Genomic DNA, 25,744 nt, shown 5'->3' on the forward strand with positions numbered 1-25,744 from the left:
CGGCTCCTACAAAGCTAGGACAGCCGGGCCGTGCTGTCTGCACAATTACTTGGGCTTCCTACTATTTGAGACGGCGATCACGCGCGGGGCGGTCCGGGCGCGGTTCCGGGGCGCTTCCTGGACTGGATCGACGGTGCCACGACGGCCGCGGCCCGGCACCCCCAAGGGGTACCGGGCCGCGGGTGTGCGAGGGGGCGTCAGCCCATGTGCGGGTAGCGGTAGTCGGTCGGCGGGACCAGGGTCTCCTTGATGGAGCGGGTGGAGGTCCAGCGCATCAGGTTCTGCTTGGCGCCGGCCTTGTCGTTGGTGCCGGAGGCGCGCCCGCCGCCGAACGGCTGCTGGCCGACCACGGCGCCGGTGGGCTTGTCGTTGATGTAGAAGTTGCCGGCCGCGAAGCGCAGCTTCTCGCAGGTGGTGGCGGCCGCGGCGCGGTCCTGGGCGATGACGGCGCCGGTCAGGCCGTAGGCCGAGGCGGACTCCATCTGGTCGAGCATGGCCTCGTAGCCGCCCTCGACCGTGTCGTCGTAGACGTGGACGCCGAGGATCGGGCCGAAGTACTCGTCCTTGAAGATCTCGTTCTCCGGGTCGGTGGAGACCAGGACCGTCGGGCGGACGAAGTAGCCGACGCTGTCGTCGTAGGTGCCGCCGGCCACGACCTCGACGGTCGGGTCGGCCTTGGCGCGGTCGATCGCCGCCTTGTTCTTGGCGAAGGAGCGCTCGTCGATGACGGCACCCATGAAGTGCGCCAGATCGGTGACGTCGCCCATGGTCAGGGCGTCGACCTCGGCGGCGAACTCCTCCTTGAAGCCGGCGTTCCACAGGGACGCCGGGACGTAGGCGCGGGAGGCCGCGGAGCACTTCTGGCCCTGGAACTCGAAGGCGCCGCGGGTCATGGCGGTCTTCAGCACGGCCCGGTCCGCCGACGGGTGGGCGACGATGAAGTCCTTGCCGCCGGTCTCGCCGACCAGCCGCGGGTAGGTCCGGTACTTCTCGATGTTGGTGCCGACGGTCTTCCAGAGGTACTGGAAGGTCCTGGTCGAGCCGGTGAAGTGGATGCCGGCCAGGTCGGGGTGGGTCAGGGCCACCTCGGAGACGTCCTTGCCGTCGCCGGTGACGAGGTTGATGACGCCGGCCGGCAGGCCGGCCTCCTCCAGCAGGCGCATCAGCAGCACCGCGGCGAGGGTCTGGGTCGGGGACGGCTTCCAGACCACCACGTTGCCCATGAGGGCGGGGGCGGTGGGGAGGTTGCCGGCGATCGCGGTGAAGTTGAAGGGCGTGATCGCGTAGACGAAGCCCTCCAGGGGGCGGTGGTCCGAGCGGTTCCACACGCCGGGGGCGTTCACCGGGGGCTGCTCGGCCAGGATCTGGCGCGCGAAGTGGACGTTGAAGCGCCAGAAGTCGACCAGTTCGCAGGGGGTGTCGATCTCGGCCTGCTGGGCGGTCTTGGACTGGCCGAGCATGGTGGCGGCGGCCATCGTCTCGCGCCAGGGGCCGGCCAGCAGGTCGGCGGCCTTGAGGATGATCGCGGCGCGGTCGTCGAAGGACATCGCGCGCCAGGCGGGAGCGGCGGCCAGCGCGGCGTCGACCGCGTCCTGGGCGTCCTGGACGGTGGCGTTGGCGTAGGTGCCCAGGCGGGCGGAGTGGTGGTGCGGCTGTACGACGTCGAAGCGCTCGCCGCCGCCCATCCGCTGCTTGCCGCCGATGGTCATGGGCAGCTCGATGGGGTTGCCGGCCAGCTCCTTGAGCTTGGCCTCCAGGCGGAAGCGCTCCGGGCTGCCCGGGGCGTAGCTGTGCACCGGCTCGTTCACCGGCACGGGGACCTGGGTCACAGCGTCCATGGTGGCCGTGTCTCCTTACGCTTGCGATCGTCACGCTCGTGACCGCCGGTATGCGATCACTTCGTTGTCGTATGTCGGTGTGTTGTCGTACGTCGGTGTACGTCGGTCGTGCCGAGGCCGCTGCCACGGCGGGTGGCCGGCTGCCGGTGGCGCCGTCCAGGGAGGATCCTCCTGTCCAGGGTCTACCCATATAGCATCAAAAGAGACGGTAAACCCCGTCCCAAATGAGCCGGTCAGCGGGGTGCCCGCGGCGGACATCCGCCGCGGGCAGTCCCGGTTCCGTCAGCCGCGGGTGGCGAGCGACCTCAGGAAGAACGCGAGGTTGGCCGGGCGCTCGGCGAGGCGGCGCATGAAGTAGCCGTACCAGTCCGTCCCGTAGGGGATGTAGACCCGCATCCGGTGGCCCTCCTCCACCAGCCGCTGCTGTTCCGCCTCGCGGATACCGAACAGCATCTGGAACTCGTAGTCCGCGGGCTTGCGGCCGTTGCGGTGTGCCAGCTCCTGGGCGATGGCGACCATCCGCGGGTCGTGGGACCCGATCATCGGGTAGCCCTGCCCGGCCATCAGGATCTTCAGGCAGCGCACGTAGGCCCGGTCGACTTCCCGCTTGTCCTGGAACGCGACCGCCGCGGGCTCCTTGTAGGCGCCCTTGACCAGCCGCACCCGGGAGCCTTCCCCGGCCAGGGCCCGGCAGTCGTCCTCGGTGCGGAAGAGGTACGACTGGAGCACCGCGCCCGTCTGGGGGAAGCGCTCGCGCAGCGTGCCGAGGATCGCGAGGGTGGAGTCGACCGTGGTGTGGTCCTCCATGTCCAGCGTCACGGTCGTGCCGGCTTCGGCGGCGGCCTCGACCACGGGGGTGACGTTGCGCAGCGCGAGGTCGTGCCCGCCGGGCAGCGCCTGCCCGAAGGCGGAGAGCTTGACCGACATCTCGGCCTTGGCGCCCAGTCCCAGTTCCTTGAGCGCCGCGGCCAGCTGGAGGTAGGCGTCGCGGTTGCGCAGCGCCTCGGCCGGGTCGGTGATGTCCTCGCCGAGGTGGTCGAGGGTGACCTCCATGCCGCGGGCGGCCAGATTCCGTACCGCCGTCATCGACTCGTCCAGGCGCTCGCCGGCGACGAACCGGTCGACCACCGGTCGGGTGACCGGAGCGGCCGCGACGACGCGGCGGATGCTGTCGCTGCGCGCGGCGGCGAGGAGCACGGGACCCAGCATGGGGCACCTCCACGATTCAGGATGACAAATGCCGGCGGGCGCCGATCGGGCGGTCGCGGCGGCAAGATGAGCCACCTGAAATTTAAGGATCTCGCCACTTTCCGGCCATCGACAGCTGTCACGCCTTCGTGGCCGGCATCTCAGACAGATGTATGAGAATGGGAGGCAGGTGACGGCAGTGACGGGAGAGGGGTCGGGCGGCGGTGCGCGGTGACTACCAGCAGTTGGTGGACGAGATCTCGGCGGCGCTCGGGGCGCCGGCGACACTGGAGGACCGGGACTTCGGGCTGATCGCGTTCGGCGCGCACGAGGGCGAGGACGACGAGGTCATGGACCCGGTACGGACCCGCTCGATCCTCCAGCGGCGGTCCTCGGCCGCGGTGCGGGCGTGGTTCGAGGCGTTCGGGATCGCCCGCGCCACGTCCCCGCTGCGGATCCCCCCGGACCCGGCGGCGGGGGTGTTCAAAGGCCGGATCTGTCTGCCCGTACGGCACCGGGGAGTGGTGCACGGCTACGTCTGGCTGCTGGACGACGGCCATCTGACCGACCTGGCGCTGGGCGGCGCCGGCACCCCGCCCGACCCCCGGATGGCCCAGGCGATGGAGACCGCCGCACGGATCGGCGCCCTGCTGGCCGACGAGTCCCGGGCCGGCTCCGAACTCGCCCAGGTGCTGCGGGAGTTGCTGACCTCCCGGACCGCCGGCCGGGCCGCCGCTGCGGCCGCGCTGCGGGACGCCCTCCGGGACACCCTGCGCTTCACCCCCGGCACCCCGCTCACCCTGGTGGCGGTCCTCCCCTGGGACACCGCCGCCACCGACACCGCTCCGCTGCCGAGCCTGCCCGGGCTGCTGGCCGCCTGCCCGCTGCCCGCGGGGGACGCCGGCCGCCCGGACCGGCCGGGCCCCGGCGCCGCCGAGTCCGCGCTGGCCGGGCTCGTCCGGCTGCGCCAGACCGGCTCGCCGGCCCCGGCCCACACGGCCGCCGACCATCTGCTGCGCTCCCCGCGGGCGGCGGCCGGCCCGGCGGCCGGCGGCCCGGCCGGGACCCGCCCCACCCGGGGCGCCGCCGGGATCGGCCTCGCCACCCGGGAGCTGGCCGAGCTGCCGGCGAGCTGGCAGCAGGCCCTGGACGCGGCCCGCGCGGCCCGCGCCGAACCCCGGTTGGGCCCGGTCGCCGCATGGGACGGACTCGGTGCCTACCGCCTGCTGACCGCCCTCCCGGCCGCCGCGCCCGACCCGTCCGTCGCCCCGCTGCTGGCCCCCGCGCACGCCGAACTCGCCCGTACCGCGGAGGCGTTCCTGGACTGCGCGGGCCAGGCCGGCCGCACCGCCCAGCAGCTGGGCATCCACCGCCAGACGCTCTACTACCGCCTGGCCCGGGTCGAGAAGCTGACCGGCCTCGACCTGGACGAGGGCGCGGACCGGCTGCTGCTCCACATGGCACTCAAGGCGGCGCGGCTCTAGAGCGGGACCGGCCAGGCGAGGGCCGGGTGGGGCGGGGAGCACGGCGAACTCGGCGCCGGGAGTTGGGCGTTGGCGGCGCCTCCGCGAAAGCGCCGCAGGATGCCCCGGAGTGCACCGGGACGCCACCTGATGTCCATGAACCCGTTGTGCACAGGGCCTGTTAACGACCGCTACCGACAAGTAGCGTGTGCGCCGTCCGAGGGTGCCCGACTGCCGGACGGGTTCTCGGGGCACCCCTGCCTGCCGCCATGTACCGCTGCCCCAGGGGGATTTGATGCACGGGATGAACCGCCGACAATTCGTGTCGAGAATGTCCGCCGTGGCGGCGGGTGCCGCGCTGTGGTCGGCGGCCTCGTACGACCGGGCGCTGGCGGTCACCGCGGCGCGGGCCGTGCGGACCCGGGGCACCACGCTGGAGCAGGCCGCCCGCCCGGTCGGCACCGGGGCGTACAAGAGGCTGGTGGCCGGTCCGGGCTGGCCGCTGGTGGTACGCGGCGACCTGGCCGGCGCGGGCGCGGGGCGGGACGACCGCCGGACCGGGCTCGCCTCCTTCGTGCAGTTCACCGACCTGCACCTGGCGGACGTCGAGTCGCCGGTCCGGTTCGAGTATCTGGCCCGGTTCAACGACAGCGCGCACCGCCCGCAGGAGGCGCTGACCGTGCGCGGCGCCTCCTCGCTGGTCGAGCGGGTCAACGCGGTGCGCCAAGGCCCGTACACCGGGATGCCGTTCGGCTCGGTGATGGCCACCGGCGACAACACCGACAACCACGAGCGGATCGAGCTCGACTGGTATCTGACGGTGATGAGCGGCGGCCGGATCACCCCCGGCAGCGGCGACCCGCGGCGCTACGAAGGCGTGCAGAACTCCGGCAACGCGGCGTACTGGAACCCCGAGTCCACGCTCCAGGACGCCTACAAGGCCAAGGGGTTGCCCCAGATACCGGGCTTCCTGTCCGGCGCGGCCCGCCCGTTCAGCGCGCCCGGCCTGTCCGTCCCCTGGTACACCACGGTCGGCAACCACGACGACAGCATCGAGGGCACCCTGCCCGACCTCGGCCTGCTGGGCTCGCTGTACACCGGCGACCGGAAGCTGGAGGGGTGCGACGACGCCACCGCTGCCCGACTCTCGGACGCCCTCAAGCACGACCCGGCGCAGGCCGCGACGCTGCTCGCTTCGCTGCTGTCCGGCGGCGGCGCGATCCGCAAGATCACCCCGGACGAGCGGCGCCACCCGTTCACCCCGACCGAGTTCGCCAAGGCCCATCTGGACCCGGCCTACACCGGCGCGGGCCCGGTCGGCCACGGCTTCACCTCCGACGCGGCGGAGAGCGGCCGGCTGTACTACACCTTCCCGCTCGCCGAGGGCGTCCTGGGAGTCAGCCTGGACACCACCAACCGCGCGGGCTGGGCGGACGGTTCGCTGGGCACGGCCCAGCTGCACTGGCTGGAGTCGGTCCTGCAGTCGCACAGCAGCCGCTGGTACGACACCGACGGCCGCACGGTGCGCGGCAGCGGCGGCGACTGTCTGATCGTCCTGTTCAGCCACCACACCAGCGCCAGCATGGGCAATCTGCTGCCCGACCCCTACCGGCCCTTCGAGGCCCGGCACGACGGCAAGGCCCTGGTCGACCTGCTCCAGCGCTACCCGAACGTGGTCGCCTGGGTGAACGGCCACACCCACGAGAACCGCATCACCCCGCACGGCCACGCGGTGCCCGAACGCGCCTTCTGGGAGATCAACACCGCCTCCCACGTCGACTTCCCGCAGCACGCCCGGATCATCGAGCTGGCCGACAACGGCGACGGCACGCTGTCCCTGTTCACCACCCTGATCGAGTCCGCCGCGCCGTACGTCGCCGACGTCACCGACACCTCCGACGCCGGGCTCGCCGCCCTCTACCGCGAGCTGTCGTACAACGACCCGTACGCCACGCCGGACGCCAAGATCGGCACCCCTGCCGACCACAACACCGAGCTGCTGCTGACCCGCCCCGGGAAGTGAGCCGGCCGGCGCGGGCCGGGGCTACGCCCCGTCCTCGGCCCGCGCCGCCCCGCGCTCCTGCCCGTCCGGGCCGAGCACCTCGCCCTTCGTCACCCGGCGCACCGCCTCCGCCAGGTCGGCGCCGGTGGACATCGCGTCCGGCCGGACCAGCGACTGCACCATCAGGCCGGTGAGCAGCGCCTGGTAGAAGGGGCCGACGATCCGGGCGGCCGTGGCGCCGACCTCGGTGTCCGGCACCCCCTCGAAGATCGCGACCAGCCCCTCGCCGCCCTCCGGCAGCACCTCGCCGATCGCCTCGCGCAGTCCCTCGTCGCGCGGCAGCAGTCCGAGCACCTCGACCTGGGCGGCGATGAACTCCCGCTCGGTGGCGATGCGGTGCAGCACGGTGTCCCAGGTGGCGGCGAAGCGCGCCAGCGGATCGGCGTCCTCGGCCGACGCTTCCCGGTCGGCCGGGGCCAGTGCGACCATCCCGGTGCCCCACTCCTCGCTGGACGCGATGACCGCCTGGCGCATCAGGGCGTCCTTGGAGCCGTAGTGGTAGCCGATGGAGGCGAGGTTGGCGCCGGAGGCGGCCACGATGTCGCGGGCGGTGGTGCGCGCGTACCCCTTCTCCACGAGGCACCGCTTGGCGCCCTCCAACAGATCTTCGCGGTGTCCCATGCGGGCACCCCACCTCCGGCCGTACACCCGTACCAGACAAGCGTCTTACACGGATGTACCGGCCGGCGCGGGCGGTCCCGACGTCCGCGGCGGCCCCGGCGGACCCGACCGGTCTACCCCGCGGGGCCGCCCTCCGCACCGGCGGCACCGCCCGTGCCACCGGTCTCAGACGGGCCCGGCGCCCCCGGCGCCCCGGTGTCCCGGCTCGGCCCCGGGCCGATCAGCCCGTAGTGGCGGTAGAGCCGGTCCTCCTCGGACGGGTCGAGATGGCCGTGGGCGTCGATCCGCGGCGTCTCCTTGATCGTGTGCTTGGTGTGCGGCAGGTGCAGTTCGTCGCCGACCCGCCGGGCCCCGGCCAGCGGCACGAAGGTCTCCTTCAGCCCGAACAGCCCGGTCCGTACGGTGATCCACTCGGGCTCGTCGGTCGCGTCGTCCCGGTACACCTGCTGGACGAGGCCGAGCTTGGCGCCCTCCGCGTCCACCACGTGCAGTCCGGTCAGGCTCTGCGGGGTGTCCCCCACGGGTGCGTTCATGGCGTCCCGCCTCCTTCCGTGCGCACCGGCTGCCCGCGCGCACAGATCCCATTGCGCGCCGGTCACGCCGACCCGGCGACTCGGCGGACCCGCCGGCACCGGGCCCCGGCGGGCCACCCCTAACCCATTCGAGTGAATCGCGGTATGCGTCGTCGACCCGCGCGGACACCGGTGCCACCCCCTGCACGCGCCCCGTACTTCGTCCCGACGGCCGCGGGCCCGGCCCCCGCCGAAGCGGGGACCGGGCCCGTGGAACCACGAGAGCCGGAGGCTCAGTGGGTGAGGTTCACCGCGCGCACCGAGGTCGCGCCGATCTCCTCGGAGATCTCCGACAGCACGTTCGCCGGGATGGTGTCGTCGACCGTCAGCACGACCAGCGCCTCACCGCCGACGTCGGCCCGGGCGACCTGCATGCCGCCGATGTTGATGCCCGCCTCGCCCAGGATCCGGCCGACGGTGCCGACGACGCCGGGGCGGTCGGTGTAGCGCAGGAACGCCATGTGGTCGGCGAGCGCCAGGTCGATGGAGTGGTCACCGACCGCGACGACCTTCTGGACGTTCTTGTGGCCGGCGAGCGTGCCGGAGATCGACACCTCCTCGCCGCTGGCGAGGGTGCCGCGCACGGTGACCACGTTGCGGTGCTCGGGCGACTCGCTGCTGGTGGTCAGCCGCACCTCGACGCCACGCTCCTGCGCGAAGAGCGGGGCGTTGACGTAGGACACCGTCTCCGCCACGACGTCCTCGAACACGCCCTTGAGCGCGGAGAGTTCGAGCACCTTCACATCGTGCTGGGTGATCTCGCCGTACACCTCGACGTCGAGGCGCATGGCGACCTCGCCGGCCAGCGCGGTGAAGATCCGGCCCAGCCGCTCGGCCAGCGGCAGCCCGGGCTTGACGTCCTCGGCGATCACGCCGCCCTGGACGTTGACCGCGTCCGGGACCAGCTCGCCGGCGAGCGCCAGCCGCACCGACTTGGCGACCGCGATACCGGCCTTCTCCTGTGCCTCGCCCGTCGAGGCGCCCAGGTGCGGGGTGCACACGACCTGGTCGAACGCGAACAGCGGCGAGTCGGTGCAGGGCTCGACGGCGTACACGTCGAGGCCCGCGCCGGCCACCCGGCCCTCCTTGAGCGCGCCGGCCAGCGCCTCCTCGTCGACGATCCCGCCGCGGGCGGCGTTGACGATCCGGACGCTCGGCTTGACCTTGTGCAGCGCCTCGTCCCCGATCAGGCCGATGGTCTCGGGGGTCTTGGGGAGGTGGACGGTGATGAAGTCCGAGACCTCCAGCAGCTCGTCCAGGGTCAGCAGCTTGACGCCCATCTGCGCGGCGCGGGCCGGCTGGACGTAGGGGTCGTAGGCCACGACCTTCATGCCGAACGCGGACATCCGCTGGGCGACCAGCACGCCGATCCGGCCGAGGCCGACCACGCCGAGGGTCTTCTCGCTGAGCTCGACGCCGGTGTACTTGCTGCGCTTCCACTCGCCGTTCTTCAGCGCGGTGTTCGCCTGCGGGATGTTGCGGGCGGTGGCGACCAGCAGACCGCAGGCCAGCTCGGCGGCGGTGACGATGTTGGAGGTCGGGGCGTTCACGACCATCACGCCGGCCTTGGTGGCGGCGGAGACGTCGACGTTGTCCAGGCCCACGCCGGCCCGGGCGATGACCTTCAGCTTCTTGGCGGCGGCGATCGCCTCGCCGTCGACCTTCGTCGCGCTGCGCACGAGGATGGCGTCGACGTCGACGATGGCGGGAAGCAGTTCGGCGCGGTCGGCGCCGTTGCAGTGCCGGATCTCGAAATCCGGGCCGAGGGCGTCGACGGTGGCCGGCGAGAGCTCCTCGGCGATCAGTACAACGGGTTTACCCGGGTTGGCAGTGCTCACGTGGTCTTCAGTCCTCATCTGGTCCGCTGGAGGTACCGCCCATGCCCTGGGGGCAGTGGGGGACGACGGCCGTCCCGACGGCCGAAGGCGGTAGGGGGGAATGCCGCGTGGAAGACGCACGACGCTGTGAGCCTGACGCGCTTGTGACGAGCAGTGTAGTGGCGGGGCACGGCACGGTCTGTGCCGAAGCGTAAGGATCACTCATGCGTGGTTCTACGCGGTGGACAAGGTGGTGCGGCGACATATGGACGAGGGGGCCGCGAGCAGTGTCGCGACCCCCTTGTCCCACGGCTTACGCCTCGTCGTCCACCCAGCTCATCAGCTTGCGCAGCTTCTTGCCGGTGGTCTCCAGCAGGTGGTTCTCGTCGGCCTTCTTGTACTCGTTGTACTTCGGCAGGCCGGCGTTGTACTCCGCCATCCAGTTGTTGGCGAAGGTGCCGTCCTGGATCTCGGTGAGCACCTTCTTCATCTCGGCCTTGGTGGCGTCGGTGATGATCCGCGGGCCGGTGACGTAGTCGCCCCACTCGGCGGTCTCGGAGACCGACCAGCGCATCTTCTCCAGGCCGCCCTCGTACATGAGGTCCACGATCAGCTTCAGCTCGTGGAGGCACTCGAAGTAGGCGATCTCGGGCTGGTAGCCCGCCTCGACCAGGGTCTCGAAGCCCGCCTTGACCAGCGCCGAGGCGCCGCCGCAGAGCACCGCCTGCTCACCGAACAGGTCGGTCTCGGTCTCCTCGGTGAAGGTGGTCTTGATGACGCCGGCGCGGGTGCCGCCGATGCCCTTGGCGTAGGAGAGCGCCAGGTCGAACGCCTTGCCGGAGGCGTCCTGCTCGACGGCCGCGATGCACGGCACGCCGCGGCCCTCCTCGTACTGGCGGCGGACCAGGTGGCCGGGGCCCTTGGGGGCGACCATGCAGACGTCCACGCCGGCCGGGGCCTTGATGAAGCCGTAGCGGATGTTCAGGCCGTGCCCGAAGAACAGCGCGTCGCCGTCCTTGAGGTGCTCCTTGATGGACTCCTCGTAGACCTTGGCCTGGATCGGGTCCGGCACCAGGATCATGATGACGTCCGCCTCGGCCGCCGCCTCGGCCGGCGTCACCACGCGCAGGCCCTGCTCCTCGGCCTTGGCCTTCGACTTGGAGCCCTCGTGCAGACCGACGCGCACGTCGACGCCCGAGTCGCGCAGGGACAGCGCGTGGGCGTGCCCCTGGCTCCCGTAACCGATGACCGCGACCTTGCGGTTCTGGATGATGGACAGGTCGGCGTCGTCGTCGTAGAACAGCTCGGCAGCCACTTCGGTTTTCTCCTTGGATCTAGCGGGGTGCCCACACAGTACGTCGGGCGAGGAGGGAAAAGTCGGGGGGTCTCGGCATACGGTCCGAACGGACCGCCGGAATCAGGCCGTACGGTCCAGCGCGCGCAGCGAGCGGTCGGTGATGGACCGGGCGCCACGGCCTATCGCGATGGTGCCGGACTGCACCAGTTCCTTGATGCCGAAGGGCTCCAGCATCCGGAGCATCGCCTCCAGCTTGTCGCTGGACCCGGTGGCCTCGATCGTCACGGCGTCCGGCGAGACGTCCACGGTCTTGGCGCGGAAGAGCTGGACGATCTCGACGATCTGGGAGCGGGTCTCGTTGTCGGCGCGGACCTTCACCAGGACCAGTTCGCGCTGGATGGCCGAGCCCGGCTCCAGCTCGACGATCTTCAGGACGTTGACGAGCTTGTTGAGCTGCTTGGTGACCTGCTCCAGCGGCAGCTTCTCGACGCTGACCACGATGGTGATGCGGGAGATGTCGGGGTGCTCGGTGACCCCCACCGCCAGCGAGTCGATGTTGAAGCCGCGGCGGGAGAACAGCGCGGCGATCCGGGCGAGGATGCCGGGGGTGTTCTCCACCAGGACGGAGAGCGTGTGCTTGGACATGTCGTCTTCTCTCTTCTTCCGTGCGTCCGTGACGTCCTGGGTCAGTCGTCTTCGTTGTCGCCGAAGTCGGGACGCACGCCCCGGGCGGCCATGACCTCGTCGTTGGAGGTGCCGGCGGCGACCATCGGCCACACCTGGGCATCCTCGTGGACGATGAAGTCGACCACCACCGGGCGGTCGTTGATGGCGTTGGCCTCTTCGATGACCTTGTCCAGCTCGGCCGGGTCCTCGCAGCGCAGCGCGGCGCAGCCCATCGCCTCGGCCAGCTTGACGAAGTCCGGCACACGGGTGCCCTTGGCCTGCGGGTTGATGTCCTCGGGGCCGCTGTGCAGCACGGTGTTGGAGTAGCGCTGGTTGTAGAAGAGGGTCTGCCACTGACGGACCATGCCCAGCGCGCCGTTGTTGATGATCGCGACCTTGATCGGGATGTTGTTCAGCGCGCAGGTGACCAGTTCCTGATTGGTCATCTGGAAGCAGCCGTCGCCGTCGATCGCCCAGACGGTGCGGTCCGGCTTGCCGGCCTTGGCGCCCATCGCGGCGGGCACGGCGTAGCCCATGGTGCCGGCGCCGCCGGAGTTCAGCCAGGTGGCGGGCCGCTCGTAGTGGATGAAGTGGGCGGCCCACATCTGGTGCTGGCCGACGCCCGCGGCGAAGATCGTGTCGGGCGGGGCGAGCTTGCCGATCCGCTCGATGACCTGCTGCGGGGAGAGGCTGCCGTCGTCGGGCAGGTCGTAGCCCAGCGGGTAGGTCTCCCGCCAGCGGTTGAGGTCCTTCCACCAGGCCGCATAGTCGCCCTTGTGGCCCGCCTCGTGCTCGGCCTGGACCGCGACGATCAGGTCGGCGATGACCTCGCGGGCGTCCCCGACGATCGGCACGTCCGCGGCGCGGTTCTTGCCGATCTCCGCCGGGTCGATGTCCGCGTGCACGACCTTGGCGTACGGGGCGAAGGAGTCCAGCTTGCCGGTGACCCGGTCGTCGAAGCGGGCGCCGAGGGTGATCAGCAGGTCGGCCTTCTGCAGCGCGGCGACCGCGGTGACCGAGCCGTGCATGCCCGGCATGCCGAGGTGCTGCGGGTGGCTGTCGGGGAAGGCGCCCAGCGCCATCAGGGTGGTGGTGACCGGGGCGCCGGTCAGCTCGGCGAGCACCTTCAGCTCGGCCGTGGCGCCGGCCTTCAGGACGCCGCCGCCGACGTAGAGCACCGGGCGCTTGGACTCGGCGATCAGCCGGGCGGCCTCGCGGATCTGCTTGGCGTGCGGCTTGGTGACGGGGCGGTAGCCCGGCAGGTCGGTCTGCGGCGGCCAGACGAAGGTGGTCTGTGCCTGGAGGGCGTCCTTGGCGATGTCGACCAGGACCGGGCCGGGGCGGCCGGTGGAGGCGACGTGGAACGCCTCGGCGATCGTCTTGGGGATGTCGGCCGGGTCGGTGACCAGCCAGTTGTGCTTGGTGATCGGCATGGTGATGCCGCAGATGTCCGCCTCCTGGAAGGCGTCCGTGCCGATCGACTTGGACGAGACCTGACCGGTGATCGCGACCAGCGGCACGGAGTCCATGTGCGCGTCGGCGATCGGGGTGACGAGGTTGGTGGCGCCCGGCCCGGACGTCGCCATGCAGACCCCGACCTTGCCGGTGGCCTGGGCGTATCCGGTGGCGGCGTGTCCCGCGCCCTGCTCGTGCCGCACCAGCACGTGCCGGACCTTCGAGGAGTCCATCATCGGGTCGTACGCCGGGAGGATCGCACCGCCGGGGATGCCGAACACGGTGTCGGCCCCGACCTCCTCCAGCGAACGGATGAGGGACTGCGCGCCCGTGACGTGCTCGACGGTCGCGGGCTGGTGCGATCCGCCGGAGTTACGGGCCCGCGGCTGCGGATGGTGGGCCCCGGTGGCCTGCTCGGTCATCTGCGTCTCTTCTCGAAGCTGAGGGTTTTGGCGGGATTTGTGAGGTTGCGATGCAACAAAAAACCCCTCGTGCCGTGAGGCAAGCGAGGGGAGCGCGTCGGTGTGGTCAGCCGGGTTCGTCAGGGTCCCAGCTTCAGCCGACGCGCTTTCCAAGTACGAGAATTCGGGTGCGCATGGCACTGACCCTCCCCCTCCCGTGCACCGAGTGTCAAGTGGGTGGGACGGAGGTCTCACTATTTGGGCGCAACGGGGGATGTCTCCGCCTCTCCGGCCGCGGCACCGTGCCGAACGGGACGGCTGCCGCTGAGCACCACCGCCCGCCCCGGGCCGGTCAGGTCCGGCACCGGGTAGCTGCCACGGGTCAGCGCGCGGCGCAGCCGATGCTCGTCCAGCGGACCGGAGAAGGCCAGTCCCATGCCGTGGGTGCACCCCATCGAGCGCAGTGCCAACACCTGTTCGGGCAGGTCCACGCCTTCCGCGACCGACTGCATGCCGAGGTCGGAGGCGATCCGCAGCAGCCCGGCGGTGATTTTGTGCAGCCGGGGGGACTCCACCACCCCGTCGATCAGCCCGCGGTCCAGCCGCAGGACGTCGATGGGGAGCCGGCGCAGCGCGTTCATCGCGGCGTACCCGCTGCCGAAGCCGTCCAGCGCGGTCCGCACGCCGAGCCGGCGCAGCGCGACCAGCCGGCGCTCCAGGTCGTCCAGCGGGACCCGGGGGTCGCTTTCGGACAATTCCAGGACGAGCGCGCCCGTGGGCAGGCCGTGCCGGGCGAGCAGTGCCTCGATGGCCTTGGGGGTCAGCGCGCGGTCCAGCAGGCGCCGGGCGGAGAGCCGGACGGCGACCGGGACCTGGTGGCCGGCGCGCTGCCGGGCGGCGGCCTGCTCCACGGCCTCCTCCAGCTGCCAGCGGCCGAGTTCGGCGGCGCGCTCGCCGCCCTCGTCGGTGAGCCGCCCGCGGTCGCCGACCCGGAGGAACTCGGCCGGGGTGAAGAGGATGCCCTCGGCGGACCGCCAGCGGGCGTGCGCGGCGACCGCGGTGATCCGGCCGCTCGCCAGCTCGACCACCGGCTGGTTCAGCAGCGCGAACTCGCCGTCCTGGAGGGCGGTGCGGAGCTTGCCGGCGAGTTCGGCGCGGTGCGCGACCTCGTCCTGCATCTGCGGGGCGTAGAGCTCCACCCGGCCCTTGCCGGCCTGCTTGGCGCGGTACATCGCCAGGTCGGCGTTGCGCAGCAGGCCCGCCGGGCTGACGCCCGGTTCGGCGAAGGCCACGCCGATGCTGGCCGCGACCCGGACGTCCCGGCCGTCGATGCGGTAGGGCTCGGAGAGCCGGAGCCGGAGCCGGTCGGCGATCTCCAGGATGCGGTACTCCCGGGCCGCGCGGTCGCGGGTGCCGTCGCCGGTGATGAGCGCGGCGAACTCGTCGCCGCCGAGCCGGGCCGCTATGTCGCCGGCCCGCACCGATTCCGCGAGCCGGCGGGCCGCCTGGATCAGCAGCTCGTCGCCCGCCTGGTGGCCGATGGTGTCGTTGACCTGCTTGAAGCCGTCGAGGTCGATGTAGAGCACGGCGGTGTCGTGGTCGCTGGCCCGGCGGCCGGTGACGGCCTTGGTGACCCGCTCGGTGAACAGCGCGCGGTTGGGCAGGTCGGTGAGCGCGTCGTGCGAGGCGTTGTGCTGGAGCTGGGCCTGGAGCCGGACGCGCTCGGTGACGTCGCGGGAGTTGAAGATCAGGCCGCCGTGGTGGCGGTTGACCGTGGACTCGACGTTCAGCCACCTTCCCCCACTCTCGGCTTCGCTCGAGCGGGAGGTGCCCCCTCCGCCGGCGCGCTGCCCGCCGGCCCGGAAGCGGCACTCGATCCGGGTGGTCGGCTCGACCTCGGGCGAGGCGGCGAGGAACCGGCGGACCTCGTGGACCACCCGGCCCAGGTCCTCGGGGTGGATCAGCGAGGCGAGTTCGGCGCCGACCAGTTCCTCGGCGTCGCGGCCGTAGACCCCGGCGGCGGCGGGGCTGACGTACCGCAGCACGCCGGTGGGCGCGGCGATCATGATGACGTCGCTGGAGCCCTGCACCAGGGAGCGGAAGTGGTTCTCCTTCTGCGCCAGTTCCTGGGTGAGGGTGATGTTGTCGAGCAGCATGATGCCCTGCCGGACGACGAGGGCGAGCACGACCGTGCAGCCGGTGAAGAGCACCACGCGGTCGATGCGCCGCCCGTCCAGGACGTTGGTGAGGATGCCCAAGGTGCAGACGGCGGCGGCCAGATACGGGGTCAGGGCGGCCAGCGAGCCCGCGATCGGGCGGCTGCCGGGCGGCTGCGGACGGCGGGCCGCCTGCCGCGGGTCCGGGGCCTCGCTCTCCGCGCCGGACCGGCGGCCCACCCACGGGGCGTAGGCGAAGAGCATCGAGCCGGCGAACCAGCCGGCGTCCAGGATCTGGCCGGAGCGGTAGTGGTCGTGCAGCAGCGGGGAGCTGAACAGCGCGTCGCACAGCACCGTCAGCGCCAGCGCGGCGATGGCGGTGTTGATCGCCGAGCGGTGCACCGAGGAGCGCCGGAAGTGCAGTGCCAGGACCATGCTGACGAGCACGATGTCCAGCAGCGGATAGGCCAGCGAGAGGGCGCTCTGGGCGACCGTGCGGCCCTGGAAGTGCGCGGTGTGCGCGAGCGCGAGGCTCCAGGAGAGGGTGAGCAGCGAGCCGGCGATCAGCCAGGCGTCGAGCCCGAGGCAGACCCAACCCGCCTTGGTCACCGGCCGCTTGGCGAGCACCAGCAGGCCGACGATGGCCGGCGGCGCGAACAGCAGGAAGCAGAAGTCGGCCAGGGAGGGGCTGGGGACGGCGGACCCCTGGAAGACCTCGTACCAGCCCCAGACGCCGTTGCCGAGGCCGGCCATCCCGGACGAGAGGGCGAACAGGACCCAGGCCGGGCGGAAGGGCGTGGAGTACCTGCGGGCGTACAGGCCGCAGGAGACGGCGGCGACGAGGGCGGCGAAGCTGAGCCCGAAGTCCCCCATGATCGCGGCGATGCGCGGTGATCCCCAGCCCACCGCGGAGCCGACCGCGTAGCCGCCGCAGACGACGGCCAGCGTGACCTGGGGCACCGGGTTCGGCGCACCGCCGGTCTGCACGGGCGACCTGGAGAGCATCGCCCCCGGGGCGCTCACCGTGCTCTCCCGTTCTTCCGGGCCGGGCCGCGTCGGGAGCGGTGCGTCCGGGGTCCCGTCGGCCTTGCTGCGGGCGCTCGTGGATCGCGTGTCTCGCGGATCATCCATCGGCAGTACATCGCCCGTCGCCCCCCTCGGTTCCGGATCTTTCGTGTCGCGCCGTGACGATCCCGGCGCATCCCCGCTCGGGACGATACACCAGATCCGTCACTCAGGGACATAGTGCCTCTACAGAGCGTGACAACCTAGGGATTTATAGACACGGAGAGCAGTCCTACGGCCTCGTAGAGCGATCCACTGTGGATTCCGGTGCCGCGGCGACGACGTTCCGGACGGGCTCGCCGGCCGCGAAAAGCGCCAATTGACCGCGCAGTAGCCGCTTCGCACGGGGCAGGAAGGCAGAGCTGGGGCCGCCGACGTGTGGAGTGACGAGCACGCCGGGAGCGTGCCACAGCGGATGGTCGGCGGGCAGGGGTTCCGGATCGGTGACGTCGAGGGCCGCGCAGAGCCGTCCCGACTCGACCTCGGAGAGCAGCGCGGCGGTGTCGACGATCGCTCCCCGGGCGACGTTCACCAGGAGTGCGCCGTCCTTCATCCGGGCCAGGAAATCGCGTCCGACCAGGCCACGCGTCTGCGCGGTGAGCGGAGTGGCGAGGATGACGACGTCCGCGGTGGGCAGGAGGGCGGTCAGCTCGGAGAGTGGATGCACCGGACCGCGCACAGTGTCACGGGCGGTGCGCGCGATGCGCATGACCCGCGCGCATTCGAAGGGTGTGAGCCGGTCCTCGATGGCACTGCCGATCGAACCATAGCCCACAATGAGGACCGACTTGTCGGCAAGTGCCGGACGGTAGTCCGGCCGCCACGCGCCCGCGTCCTGTGCCCGGACGAAGTCCGGCACGCCGCGCAGCGACGCCAGCGTCAGGGTGAGCGCCAACTCGGCGGTGCTGGCGTCGTGCAGCCCCCGGGCGTTGCACAACTGCGCACCCGGCGGCATGTGCTCCAGCCCGGGGAGCAGGTGATCGATCCCGGCCGTGAGGGCCTGCACCACGCGCACCCGGCGCATCCGCGTCAGCGGGCGCAGACAGACGTCGGCGGCCTTCATGTACGGGACGGCGTAGAAGACGCACCGGGCGGGGTCGGCCGGGTAGTCGGGACCGGCGTCCCAGTGGACGTAGTTGAGGCCGTCGGGAAGGCCGTCGATCTCACCGGGCGGGATCGGGAGCCACACGTCGCCGGGGGTCGGGTGCGGGTCTGCGGTTGCCATGGCCCGAGGCTATGCGAAGAGACGTTTGGTTCAGACGTTAGTTTGGTCTGGCCCTTGATCGGGGGCGAGGGGACGGAGGCACGACCAGGTGGAGCGCAGGACAATCGGCGCGGCGGCCCTGGAGGTGGGCGCGATCGGCCTCGGCTGCATGCCGATGAGCTGGGGGTACAGCGAGTCGCAGCGCAGCAAGGAGGGGTCGCTGCGGGCGCTGCACGCCGCGCTCGACCGGGGGTGCAGCCTGTTGGACACCGCGGACATGTACGGCCCGTTCACCAACGAGCTGTTGGTCGGACGGGTGCTCAAGGAGCGGCGCCGGGACGCCTTCGTCTCGACCAAGTGCGGGCTGCTCGCCGGCGACCAGCACATCGTCGCCAACGGGCGGCCCGGCTACATCAAGCGTGCCTGCGACGCCTCGCTGCGGCGCCTGCAGACCGACCACATCGACCTCTACCAACTGCACCGCGCGGACCCCGAGGTGCCCATCGAGGAGACCTGGGGGGCGATGGCGGAGCTGGTGGCCGTGGGGAAGGTGCGGTCGCTGGGGCTCTGCGCGGTGGGGGCGCGCGCGGCGCGGACGCCGCGCACCCTGCGGACGGGCCGGGCGGCGCCGGGCGGACGGGGCGGGCCGCCCGGTGGGGGGCTGCACGCCGGGACGCTGCGTCAACTGGAGCGCGTCCAGCAGGTGTTCCCGGTGAGCAGCGTGCAGGCGGAGCTGTCGGTGTGGTCGCCGGCGGCGCTGGCGGAGCTGCTGCCGTGGTGCGAGTCGCGCGGGGTGGGGTTCCTGGCGGCGATGCCGCTGGGCAACGGCTTCCTGACCGGCACCCTCACCCCGGGGCAGGGCTTCGAACCGGAGGACATACGGGCCCGGCACCCGCGGTTCACCGCGGAGATGATGGCCGCCAACCAGCCGGTGGTGGCCGGGCTGCGTCGGGTCGGCGCCCGGTACGGGGCCGCCCCCGGTCAGGTCGCGCTGGCCTGGGTGCTGGCGCAGGGGCGTCATGTGGTCCCCGTCCCGGGCACGAAGAAGGAGCGCTGGGCGGCGCAGAACGCCAAGGCGGCGGAGCTGGTGCTGGCCCCCGAGGACCTGCGGGAGATCGCGTCGCTGCCGCCGGCGCGGGAGTCCTGGTACTGAGGCGCTGCGGTTCGCTGGCCTCCCACGTTGTCGCTGCGCTGGGCGGGTTTCCCACGTTGTCGCTGCGCTTGCGGGTTTCCCACGTTGTCGGCGTGCCCGCCGTGGGGGTTTGACTTGTGCGCCTGCGGCGCGGGGGTTGTTGGGTGCGGTGACGGGCCTGCGGGGCTGGGGGTGTCCGGACTGCTGCGCTTTACGTCCGGACACCCCAGCCCCGCAGGCCCGTCACCTCCCGTGAGTGGGTGGAATTGCGGTGAGTGGAAGCTCGGGTGAGGGGGTGGGTGCGGGGGATGTGGTGTCCTTGTCCCGCCTGCCGACGAGAGGACTTCTGCCGTGCAACGCCGTTCCCGGATCGCCGTGTTGGCCGCCGCTTCGCTGCTGCTAGTGGCGGGGTGCTCGTCCGGTGGGGGGCCGGCCGCGGGTGGTGGCGGGTCCGCCGGGCCCGGTGGGCGTGCCGGGACGGCGTCGCCGAGTCCGTCCTCGTCCGTGGTGGTGCCGCCCGCCAAGGGCACGGTGCGGGTCACCGGGACGGTGGCCACCGGGCTGAAGTCGCCGTGGGGCGTGGCGCCGCTGCCCGGCGGGGACCTGCTGGTCGGCGAGCGGGACACCGGGCGGATTGTCCGGGTCGCCGCGCACGGCGGGAAGGTCACCGGGCTGGGGTCGGTGCCGGGGGTGGCCCCCGGAGGCGAGGGCGGGCTGCTGGGGCTCGCGGTCTCCTCGTCGTTCGGCACCGACCACCAGGTGTACGCGTACTTCACCACCGCGTCCGACAACCGCATCGCGCGCATGATCTACGACGAGCGGCGCCAACCGGGCAACCAGCTGGGCGCGCCCAACACCATCTTCAAGGGCATCCCCAAGGGCCGGTTCCACAACGGCGGGCGGATCGCGTTCGGCCCGGACCGGATGTTGTACGCGGGCACCGGCGAGACCGGTGACAAGCCGCTGGCCCAGGACAAGAAGTCCCCGGCCGGGAAGATCCTGCGGATGACCCCGGACGGCGAGCCGGCGCACGGCAACCCGGAGCCGGACTCGGTGGTGTACGACTACGGGCACCGCAACGTCCAGGGGCTCGCCTGGGACGCCGACAAGCGGCTGTGGGCCTCGGAGTTCGGGCAGGACGCCTGGGACGAGCTCAATCTGATCGAACCGGGACGGAACTACGGCTGGCCGCAGGTCGAGGGGAAGCGGAAGGGCGGTGCGGTGCCCCCGGGGTACGCCGATCCGGTGCTGGTGTGGAAGCCCGCGGACGCCTCGCCCAGCGGGCTGGCGTACGTCAAGGGCTCGCTGTGGATGGCGTCGCTGCGCGGGCAGCGGCTGTGGCGGATCGCCCTGAACGGGACGAAGCCGGTGGCCGCGCCGCAGGCGTTCCTGACCGGCGAGTACGGGCGGCTGCGGACCGTGGTGGCGGCCGGCGACGGGGCGCTGTGGCTGGTCACCGGCAATACGGACGGCCGGGGCACGCCTCACAAGGGGGACGACCGGATTCTCCGCCTGGAGGTGAGCTGATCCCCTGGGCGGACGGAACCCGGGGTCCGTCCGCCCGCTGGACGCCGACGACGGCTACTTGACCGGGGCCGGCTCCTCGTCCGGGGCCGGCTCGGCGAACAGCCGCAGCCGGTGGGCGACCGCGCCGGCCTCGCCGCGGCCCGAGACGCCCAGCTTGGCGAGGATGTTGGAGACGTGCACGCTGGCGGTCTTCGGCGAGATGAACAGCGCGTCGGCGATCTGGCGGTTGCTGCGGCCGTCGGCGACGAGGCGGAGCACGTCCCGCTCGCGGGGGGTCAGGCCCAGCGACTCGGCGGGCGCGGCCGGCGGCGGCGAGCCGGGCGCGGTGCGGGCCGCACCGGGGGCCGACTGTCCGGGCAGGGGTATCCGGGCGCGCTGGGCGAGGAGTTCGAGCTCGCCGATCAGCGGGCGGGCGCCCATCTCCACGGCGGCGGTGTGCGCCTGGCCGAGCAGCAGCACGGCGGCCTCCCGCGGGGTCCGGCCGTCGAGTCCGACGGTGGCCCGCTCGGTGCCGTGCAGCAGCGACTCGGCCCAGCGGCAGCAGCACCAGGCCAGCTCGTGCGGGCGCTCCAGCCGTTCGAAGGCGGCGACCGCCTCGGCCCAGGCGTCGGGGGACTCCCGGCCCTCGGCGCGGCGGAGTTCGGCCTCGACCGCCGCGCCGTGGGCGTCCCACACCGGGGAGAGCCGGGCCAGCCGCTTGGCGACGTCCCGGATGCGGGCGAGGATCGCGGGCCGGTCGGGCCCGGCGGCGGGCAGGCCGCGGGCGTCGGACTCGGCGGCGGTGGCCGACCACAGCAGCGGCCAGGCGAAGCGGTGCAGGCCGGGGGCGAAGCCGGCGTCCAGCGCGGCCTGGACGAGGATGGCGCGGGCGTCCAGGATCCGGCCCTGGCGGGCGGCGAGCCGCAGGGCGTGCCGCGCCATGGGCAGGGCGTGTTGCGGCTGGGGGTCGTGGGTGCCGTAGTGCTCCCGGGCGACGGCCAGTTCGCGCTCGGCGGCGGCGAGGTCGCCCTCGTCCAGGGCCAGGTCGGTGAGCCGGCTGGCGGCCAGGGCGATGGCCCGGTGGTCCATGGCGAACCGGCGGGCGTCGGCGGCGGCCCGGCCGGCCTCCGCCCAGCGGCCCAGCGACTGGAGCGATTCGGCGCGGTTGCTCAGCACCCAGCTGGTGCTGTTCTTCAGGCCGTAGCGGGTGGTCAGCTCGACGCCGCGCTCGGTGACCGCCACGGACTCGTGGGACCGGCCGACGCCTTCGAGGGTGCCCGGGAGGTTGACGTAGCCGCGGCCGATGACGGCGAAGTAGCCGCGCTCGACGGCCCGGTCGAGGACGGTGCGGAACTCGTCGAGGCCGCCCTCGACGTCGCCGGCGTCCACCCGCAGCCCGGCCAGCGTCACCCGGGAGTTCAGCTCGGCCTCCTCGTCGCCGACCAACCGGGCGAGCTCCACGGCGCGTTCGGCGGTGGTGAAGGTGCCGGGGCCCGGTTCGTGGAGCATCTGCCAGCTGGCGACGGCGGCCGTGACGGTGGCGTGCACGGAGGACGGCGGCAGCCCGCGCATCAGCTCCTGGGCCTTGCCCAGGTCCTCCCAGCCGTCGCCGCGGCCGGTGCCCTGGCACAGGCGGGAGCGCTGCACCAGGAACCAGGCCATGCGAAGGGGGTCCCCCTTGCTCGAACCGTGTGGAGAGCCTGAGGAAGGGTCGCTCTCGGTGCGCAGGGCGCGCAGGGCGCGTTTGGTGATCGTGAAGGCCCGCTCGCTGTCGCCGGACAGCCGGGCGGCCACCGCGATCTCGGCGAGCAGGTCCAGGAAGCGGAGGGCGTCGTCGTCGCAGCCGCAGGCCGGGTACGCCTCGGCGTAGTCGGCCGGGCGCACGCTCTGGCGCACCTCGGGGGGCGCGTCGTCCCACAGCTCCAGGGCGCGGTCCAGCAGCCGGAGTTGCTCGGCGTAGGCGTGCCGGCGGCGGGCCTGGACGGAGGCGGCGAGCACGGCGGGCAGCGCCTTGGCGGCGTCGTGCGCCTTGTACCAGTAGCTGGCGAGCCGGGTGGCGCAGACCTCGGAGCGGACCAGCGACGGGTCGGTCTCCAGGGCCTGTGCGTAGCGGCGGTTGAGGCGGGTGCGCTCGCCGGGCAGCAGGTCGTCGACGACGGCCTCGCGGACCAGGGCGTGCCGGAAGCGGTAGCCGGTGCCGTCCTGGGTGGGCAGGAGGGTGTTGCTGCCGACGGCGGCCCGGAGCGCCTCGATGAGGTCGTCCTCGGGCATCCGGCAGACGGCGGCGAGGAGTTCGTGCTCGACGGTGGAGCCGCCCTCGGCGGCGATCCGCACCACCCGCTGGGCGTCCTCGGGGAGCGCCTCGACGCGCACCAGCAGCAGGTCGCGCAGGGGGTCGCTGAGGCCGTAGAGGCAGCCGTCGGCGAGGCTGCGGGCCAGCTCCTCGACGAAGAAGGCGTTGCCCTCGGAGCGCTTGAAGACCCGGTCGACGGTGTCCTCCGCGGGTTCGCTGCCCCGGATCCCGGCGATCTGGGAGCGGACCTCGTCGCGGTTGAAGCGGTCCAGCTCGATGCGGCGGACGGTGCGCATCCGGTCGATCTCGGCGAGGAACGGGCGCAGCGGGTGGCGGCGGTGGATGTCGTCGGAGCGGTAGGTGACGACCAGGAGGATGTGGGCGTCGTGGAGGGCCCGCAGGAGGTAGGCGAGCAGCTCGCGGGTGGAGCGGTCGGCCCAGTGGAGGTCCTCGATGACGATGACGAGGGTGCGGTGGGCGGCGAGCCGCTCCAGGAGGCGGGCGGTCAGTTCGAAGAGTCGGGCCCGGCCGGTCTCCTTGTCCCGGGACTCCCTGGCCGTTTCGCCCAACTCCGGGAGGATGCGTGCCAGTTCTTCCTCCTGGCCGTGGACCGCGGCGGCCAGCTCGTCCCGTAGGTGGGCGTTGAGGGTGTGCAGGATCGAGGAGAAGGGGGCGAACGGCAGCCCCTCGGAGCCGATTTCGATGCAGCCGCCGAGCGCGACCTGTGCGCCGCGGACGCGGGCCGTCTCGCAGAACTCCTCGACGAGACGGGTCTTGCCGACCCCGGCCTCGCCCCCGATCAGCAGGGCCTGGGGCTCGCGGGACGCCGCGGCCCGCGCCAGCGCGTCGCCCAGCTCGGCGAGTTCGGCCGCGCGGCCGACGAAAACGGGACTGATGGCTCTGCTCTCCACGCTGCCGAGCATCGCACAGGGATCCGACGGTCCGGCAGTGGTTTCGGGCACACCCATGGCGGTTCCCGCTGGTCCGTAGGGGCTTGCGGGTCAGGCGGCGGCGCGCCGCACGCGCCCCCGCCGGGCCCGGGCCGCTCTCACCCGCCCTTCGGGTTCCTCGCTCCCGGAGCGGGCGGTGTCCTTCGCCCCCTCGACGGCCTGGCGCACCAGGCGGCGACGATCGGCCTGGCGGCGCAGTTCCTCGTAGCGGACCCAGAGTTCCAGTTCGGAGGCGTACACGGTGTCTCCCCTTGGGGTGAGGCGGTGGGGCGCCGGTCCGATTGGCCGGCGCCGATGGCCTCCACTCTCGTTGCCGAGGGGGGTCCGCCACATCGGGAGACTGCCTGATCTTGGGAGGGTCACCGGGCTGGTGATCCGGGGGCGGCGGGCGGCCCGGGCCTTAGAAACCGGCGTCCAGGTCCGCTGCGGGCCGAGAAATGCTCAGGACCGCCTCAGGGGCCTTAGAGGTCCTAACAAAGGCGTTGGACGTGTCTGTAGGTGATGAGACATGTAGCGAGTCCGAGGAAGGCTTCATGGATGTCGTCCCGTCGCTCCCATCGGATGCGCAGGCGACGGAAGCCGTGCAGCCAGGCGATGGTTCGTTCGACGACATATCGGAAGACGCCCAGGCCGGAGCCGTGTGGCTCGCCTCGCCGCGCGATCACGGGACGGATGCCGCGCTGCCACAGCAGACGCCGGTACTTGTCGTGGTCGTAGCCACGGTCGGCGAACAGTGCGTCGGGCCGGTGACGGGGCCGGCCGACAACCCCGGCGACAGGGGGGATCTTGTCGAGCAGAGGCAGGAGCTGGGTGACGTCGTTGCGGTTGCCGCCGGTCAGCGACACCGCGAGCGGGATGCCCCGAGCGTCGGTGACGACGTGGTGCTTGCTGCCCGGCCGTGCGCGATCGACCGGACTGGGACCGCTTTTGGGCCCCTACGGGCCGCCCGCACATGGGAAGAGTCGATCACCGCCCGGGACCAGTCCAGCTTCTTCGCCGACCGCAGCTTCTTCAACAGCAGCACATGCAGCTGGTCCCACACCCCGGCGGCATTCCAGGCGGCCAGCCGCCGCCAGCAGGTCATACCCGAACCAAAGCCCAGCTCCTGCGGCAGGTACTCCCACTGGATGCCGGTGTGCAGCACGAACAGGATCCCGCACAACGCCTGCCGGTCCGGCACCCTCGGCCGCCCCTCAACCAGCTTCGGCCCCGGCTTGGGCAGCAACGGCTCGACCAACGCCCACAGTTCATCCGACACGATCCACGGCCGCGACTGACGTTTCCCCACGACCAGACCAACGAGCAAATAGGCCAGCAGTCACATGATCAACCACTTCTGTTAGGACCTCTTAGGCGCGCCCGCCGTTGCCCTTATGCGCGGCTCAGGCGCCGCCGCCGGGTGCCTTAGGGAGGCTGGGCAGGCTCGCGAACAGGTCGAGGTACATGCCCGCCGAGATGAGCAGCCCGAGCAGGCCGAGTGCCAGTCCGCCCCAGGCGACGGCCCGCACCCAGGTGGGGCGGCGCCCGGTCAGCACCACCGCGGCGACGAGCATGGCGAGCACCGCGAACACCCCGTTGACCAGGGCGGTGGTGTGCCAGGGGGTGCCGTAGACGGCGCCTATCTGGTCGGTGACCTTGCCGGACTGGAGCTTGATCTGGCCCAGCACCGTCTGCCGTTCGGCGAGCAGGGTGCCGAGCCAGGTGCCGGTGACGGAGGCCAGGCCGAGGCCGGCGGCGACCACGGCACCGGCCCCGGCGGCGGCCGAGGCGGCGGGCTCCTCGGGGGTGTCGGCGTCGTCGGCGGTGTCGTCGGCGGTTGCGGCGGCGTCGTCGGTGGCGGCGTCCGCGGTGGCGGCGTCAGCGGCGGCGGTGTCAGCGGCGGCGGTCGTCCCGCCCTCGGCCGGCGGCTCGTCGGTCCGCTTCTCGGCCGCGGTCTCCTCGGCCGTGGCGTCCTTGGTCGTGGCGTCCTTGGTCGGCTGGTCGGTCGTCGCGTCGTCGGTTCGCTTGTCGGTCGTCGTTCCCATGGGCGCGACCGTAGGTGCCGTGTCTGAGAGACCG

The 25,744-nt window shown here is 72.3% G+C and carries 18 protein-coding genes; 4 read left to right on the forward strand and 14 right to left on the reverse strand.

What is annotated here, in order from left to right:
* Positions 1–197: 197 nt before the first annotated feature.
* A complete protein-coding gene (pruA, locus tag MOV08_RS13865) occupies positions 198–1,838 on the reverse strand; it encodes an L-glutamate gamma-semialdehyde dehydrogenase (protein WP_039632522.1) in 1,641 nt (546 codons plus the stop codon).
* Between the two features lie 282 nt (positions 1,839–2,120).
* Complete coding sequence (locus MOV08_RS13870; protein ID WP_039632524.1) at positions 2,121–3,047, reverse strand: proline dehydrogenase family protein; 927 nt, start codon at positions 3,045–3,047, stop codon at positions 2,121–2,123.
* Between the two features lie 203 nt (positions 3,048–3,250).
* Between MOV08_RS13870 and MOV08_RS13875 the strand changes: the two genes are divergently transcribed.
* Both MOV08_RS13875 and MOV08_RS13880 read left to right on the forward strand, forming a co-directional pair.
* Positions 3,251–4,510, forward strand: a complete 1,260-nt coding sequence (locus MOV08_RS13875) for a PucR family transcriptional regulator (RefSeq protein ID WP_275307642.1) — start codon at positions 3,251–3,253, stop codon at positions 4,508–4,510.
* Positions 4,511–4,784: 274 nt separating this feature from the next.
* Positions 4,785–6,512, forward strand: a complete 1,728-nt coding sequence (locus MOV08_RS13880; protein WP_275307643.1) for a TIGR03767 family metallophosphoesterase — start codon at positions 4,785–4,787, stop codon at positions 6,510–6,512.
* A 21-nt stretch (positions 6,513–6,533) separates the two neighbouring features.
* Here the strand turns inward: MOV08_RS13880 and MOV08_RS13885 are convergent, their stop codons facing one another.
* The 8 genes from MOV08_RS13885 to MOV08_RS13920 form a co-directional block, all read right to left on the reverse strand.
* On the reverse strand, positions 6,534–7,172 hold the full coding sequence (locus MOV08_RS13885; protein ID WP_275307644.1) for a TetR/AcrR family transcriptional regulator: 639 nt from the start codon (positions 7,170–7,172) through the stop codon (positions 6,534–6,536).
* 113 nt (positions 7,173–7,285) lie between these two features.
* Positions 7,286–7,705, reverse strand: coding sequence for a PRC-barrel domain-containing protein (locus MOV08_RS13890; RefSeq protein ID WP_338057160.1), 420 nt, complete (start codon positions 7,703–7,705; stop codon positions 7,286–7,288).
* Between the two features lie 272 nt (positions 7,706–7,977).
* Positions 7,978–9,600, reverse strand: a complete 1,623-nt coding sequence (gene serA, locus MOV08_RS13895) for a phosphoglycerate dehydrogenase (RefSeq protein WP_052286733.1) — start codon at positions 9,598–9,600, stop codon at positions 7,978–7,980.
* Between the two features lie 274 nt (positions 9,601–9,874).
* Entirely contained in the window at positions 9,875–10,876 is a 1,002-nt protein-coding gene (gene ilvC / locus MOV08_RS13900; RefSeq protein WP_039632531.1) for a ketol-acid reductoisomerase, read from the reverse strand.
* Between the two features lie 102 nt (positions 10,877–10,978).
* Positions 10,979–11,503: an acetolactate synthase small subunit gene (ilvN, locus tag MOV08_RS13905; protein WP_039632533.1), complete on the reverse strand. Its 525-nt coding sequence runs from the start codon at positions 11,501–11,503 to the stop codon at positions 10,979–10,981.
* A gap of 41 nt (positions 11,504–11,544) precedes the next feature.
* Positions 11,545–13,401, reverse strand: coding sequence for an acetolactate synthase large subunit (locus MOV08_RS13910; protein WP_275307645.1), 1,857 nt, complete (start codon positions 13,399–13,401; stop codon positions 11,545–11,547).
* 233 nt (positions 13,402–13,634) lie between these two features.
* Positions 13,635–16,559 carry a putative bifunctional diguanylate cyclase/phosphodiesterase gene (locus MOV08_RS13915; protein ID WP_420834153.1) on the reverse strand — a complete coding sequence of 975 codons (2,925 nt, stop codon included), beginning with the start codon at positions 16,557–16,559 and terminating at the stop codon, positions 13,635–13,637.
* 274 nt (positions 16,560–16,833) lie between these two features.
* Complete coding sequence (locus MOV08_RS13920; protein ID WP_039632537.1) at positions 16,834–17,826, reverse strand: 2-hydroxyacid dehydrogenase; 993 nt, start codon at positions 17,824–17,826, stop codon at positions 16,834–16,836.
* Positions 17,827–17,914: 88 nt separating this feature from the next.
* On the opposite strand from MOV08_RS13920, the gene MOV08_RS13925 reads away from it, so the two are divergent.
* Entirely contained in the window at positions 17,915–18,958 is a 1,044-nt protein-coding gene (locus MOV08_RS13925) for an aldo/keto reductase (RefSeq protein WP_039632538.1), read from the forward strand.
* A gap of 330 nt (positions 18,959–19,288) precedes the next feature.
* Positions 19,289–20,464 carry a PQQ-dependent sugar dehydrogenase gene (locus tag MOV08_RS13930; protein WP_275307646.1) on the forward strand — a complete coding sequence of 392 codons (1,176 nt, stop codon included), beginning with the start codon at positions 19,289–19,291 and terminating at the stop codon, positions 20,462–20,464.
* 54 nt (positions 20,465–20,518) lie between these two features.
* Here the strand turns inward: MOV08_RS13930 and MOV08_RS13935 are convergent, their stop codons facing one another.
* From MOV08_RS13935 to MOV08_RS13950, 4 genes are all read right to left on the reverse strand, one after another.
* The gene (locus tag MOV08_RS13935; protein ID WP_338057394.1) at positions 20,519–23,659 is read right to left on the reverse strand and encodes a helix-turn-helix transcriptional regulator; all 3,141 of its coding nucleotides are present in this window, start codon (positions 23,657–23,659) and stop codon (positions 20,519–20,521) included.
* 78 nt (positions 23,660–23,737) lie between these two features.
* Positions 23,738–23,926, reverse strand: coding sequence for a hypothetical protein (locus MOV08_RS13940; RefSeq protein ID WP_275307648.1), 189 nt, complete (start codon positions 23,924–23,926; stop codon positions 23,738–23,740).
* Between the two features lie 230 nt (positions 23,927–24,156).
* Positions 24,157–24,974 (reverse strand): IS5 family transposase gene (locus MOV08_RS13945; RefSeq protein WP_420834154.1). Its coding sequence is split into 2 segments (ribosomal slippage): positions 24,157–24,623 and positions 24,623–24,974, totalling 819 coding nucleotides; the frame shifts between segments, so codons are not numbered across the junction.
* A gap of 94 nt (positions 24,975–25,068) precedes the next feature.
* Positions 25,069–25,710, reverse strand: coding sequence for a hypothetical protein (locus MOV08_RS13950; RefSeq protein ID WP_275307649.1), 642 nt, complete (start codon positions 25,708–25,710; stop codon positions 25,069–25,071).
* Positions 25,711–25,744 lie beyond the last annotated feature (34 nt).

The organism is Streptomyces yunnanensis (assembly GCF_029011865.1).
In the GTDB taxonomy this organism is placed as follows: Bacteria; Actinomycetota; Actinomycetes; order Streptomycetales; family Streptomycetaceae; genus Streptomyces; species Streptomyces yunnanensis.

Excerpts from the sequence above, each read along its gene's own strand:
- MOV08_RS13935 (WP_338057394.1), bottom strand. The coding sequence starts at position 23,659 with ATGCTCGGCAGCGTGGAGAGCAGAGCCATCAGTCCCGTTTTCGTCGGC.
- pruA (WP_039632522.1), bottom strand. The coding sequence starts at position 1,838 with ATGGACGCTGTGACCCAGGTCCCCGTGCCGGTGAACGAGCCGGTGCAC.
- ilvN (WP_039632533.1), bottom strand. The coding sequence starts at position 11,503 with ATGTCCAAGCACACGCTCTCCGTCCTGGTGGAGAACACCCCCGGCATC.
- serA (WP_052286733.1), bottom strand. The coding sequence starts at position 9,600 with ATGAGGACTGAAGACCACGTGAGCACTGCCAACCCGGGTAAACCCGTT.
- MOV08_RS13910 (WP_275307645.1), bottom strand. The coding sequence starts at position 13,401 with ATGACCGAGCAGGCCACCGGGGCCCACCATCCGCAGCCGCGGGCCCGT.
- MOV08_RS13950 (WP_275307649.1), bottom strand. The coding sequence starts at position 25,710 with ATGGGAACGACGACCGACAAGCGAACCGACGACGCGACGACCGACCAG.
- MOV08_RS13880 (WP_275307643.1), top strand. The coding sequence starts at position 4,785 with ATGCACGGGATGAACCGCCGACAATTCGTGTCGAGAATGTCCGCCGTG.
- MOV08_RS13885 (WP_275307644.1), bottom strand. The coding sequence starts at position 7,172 with ATGGGACACCGCGAAGATCTGTTGGAGGGCGCCAAGCGGTGCCTCGTG.
- MOV08_RS13870 (WP_039632524.1), bottom strand. The coding sequence starts at position 3,047 with ATGCTGGGTCCCGTGCTCCTCGCCGCCGCGCGCAGCGACAGCATCCGC.
- MOV08_RS13920 (WP_039632537.1), bottom strand. The coding sequence starts at position 17,826 with ATGGCAACCGCAGACCCGCACCCGACCCCCGGCGACGTGTGGCTCCCG.
- MOV08_RS13890 (WP_338057160.1), bottom strand. The coding sequence starts at position 7,705 with ATGAACGCACCCGTGGGGGACACCCCGCAGAGCCTGACCGGACTGCAC.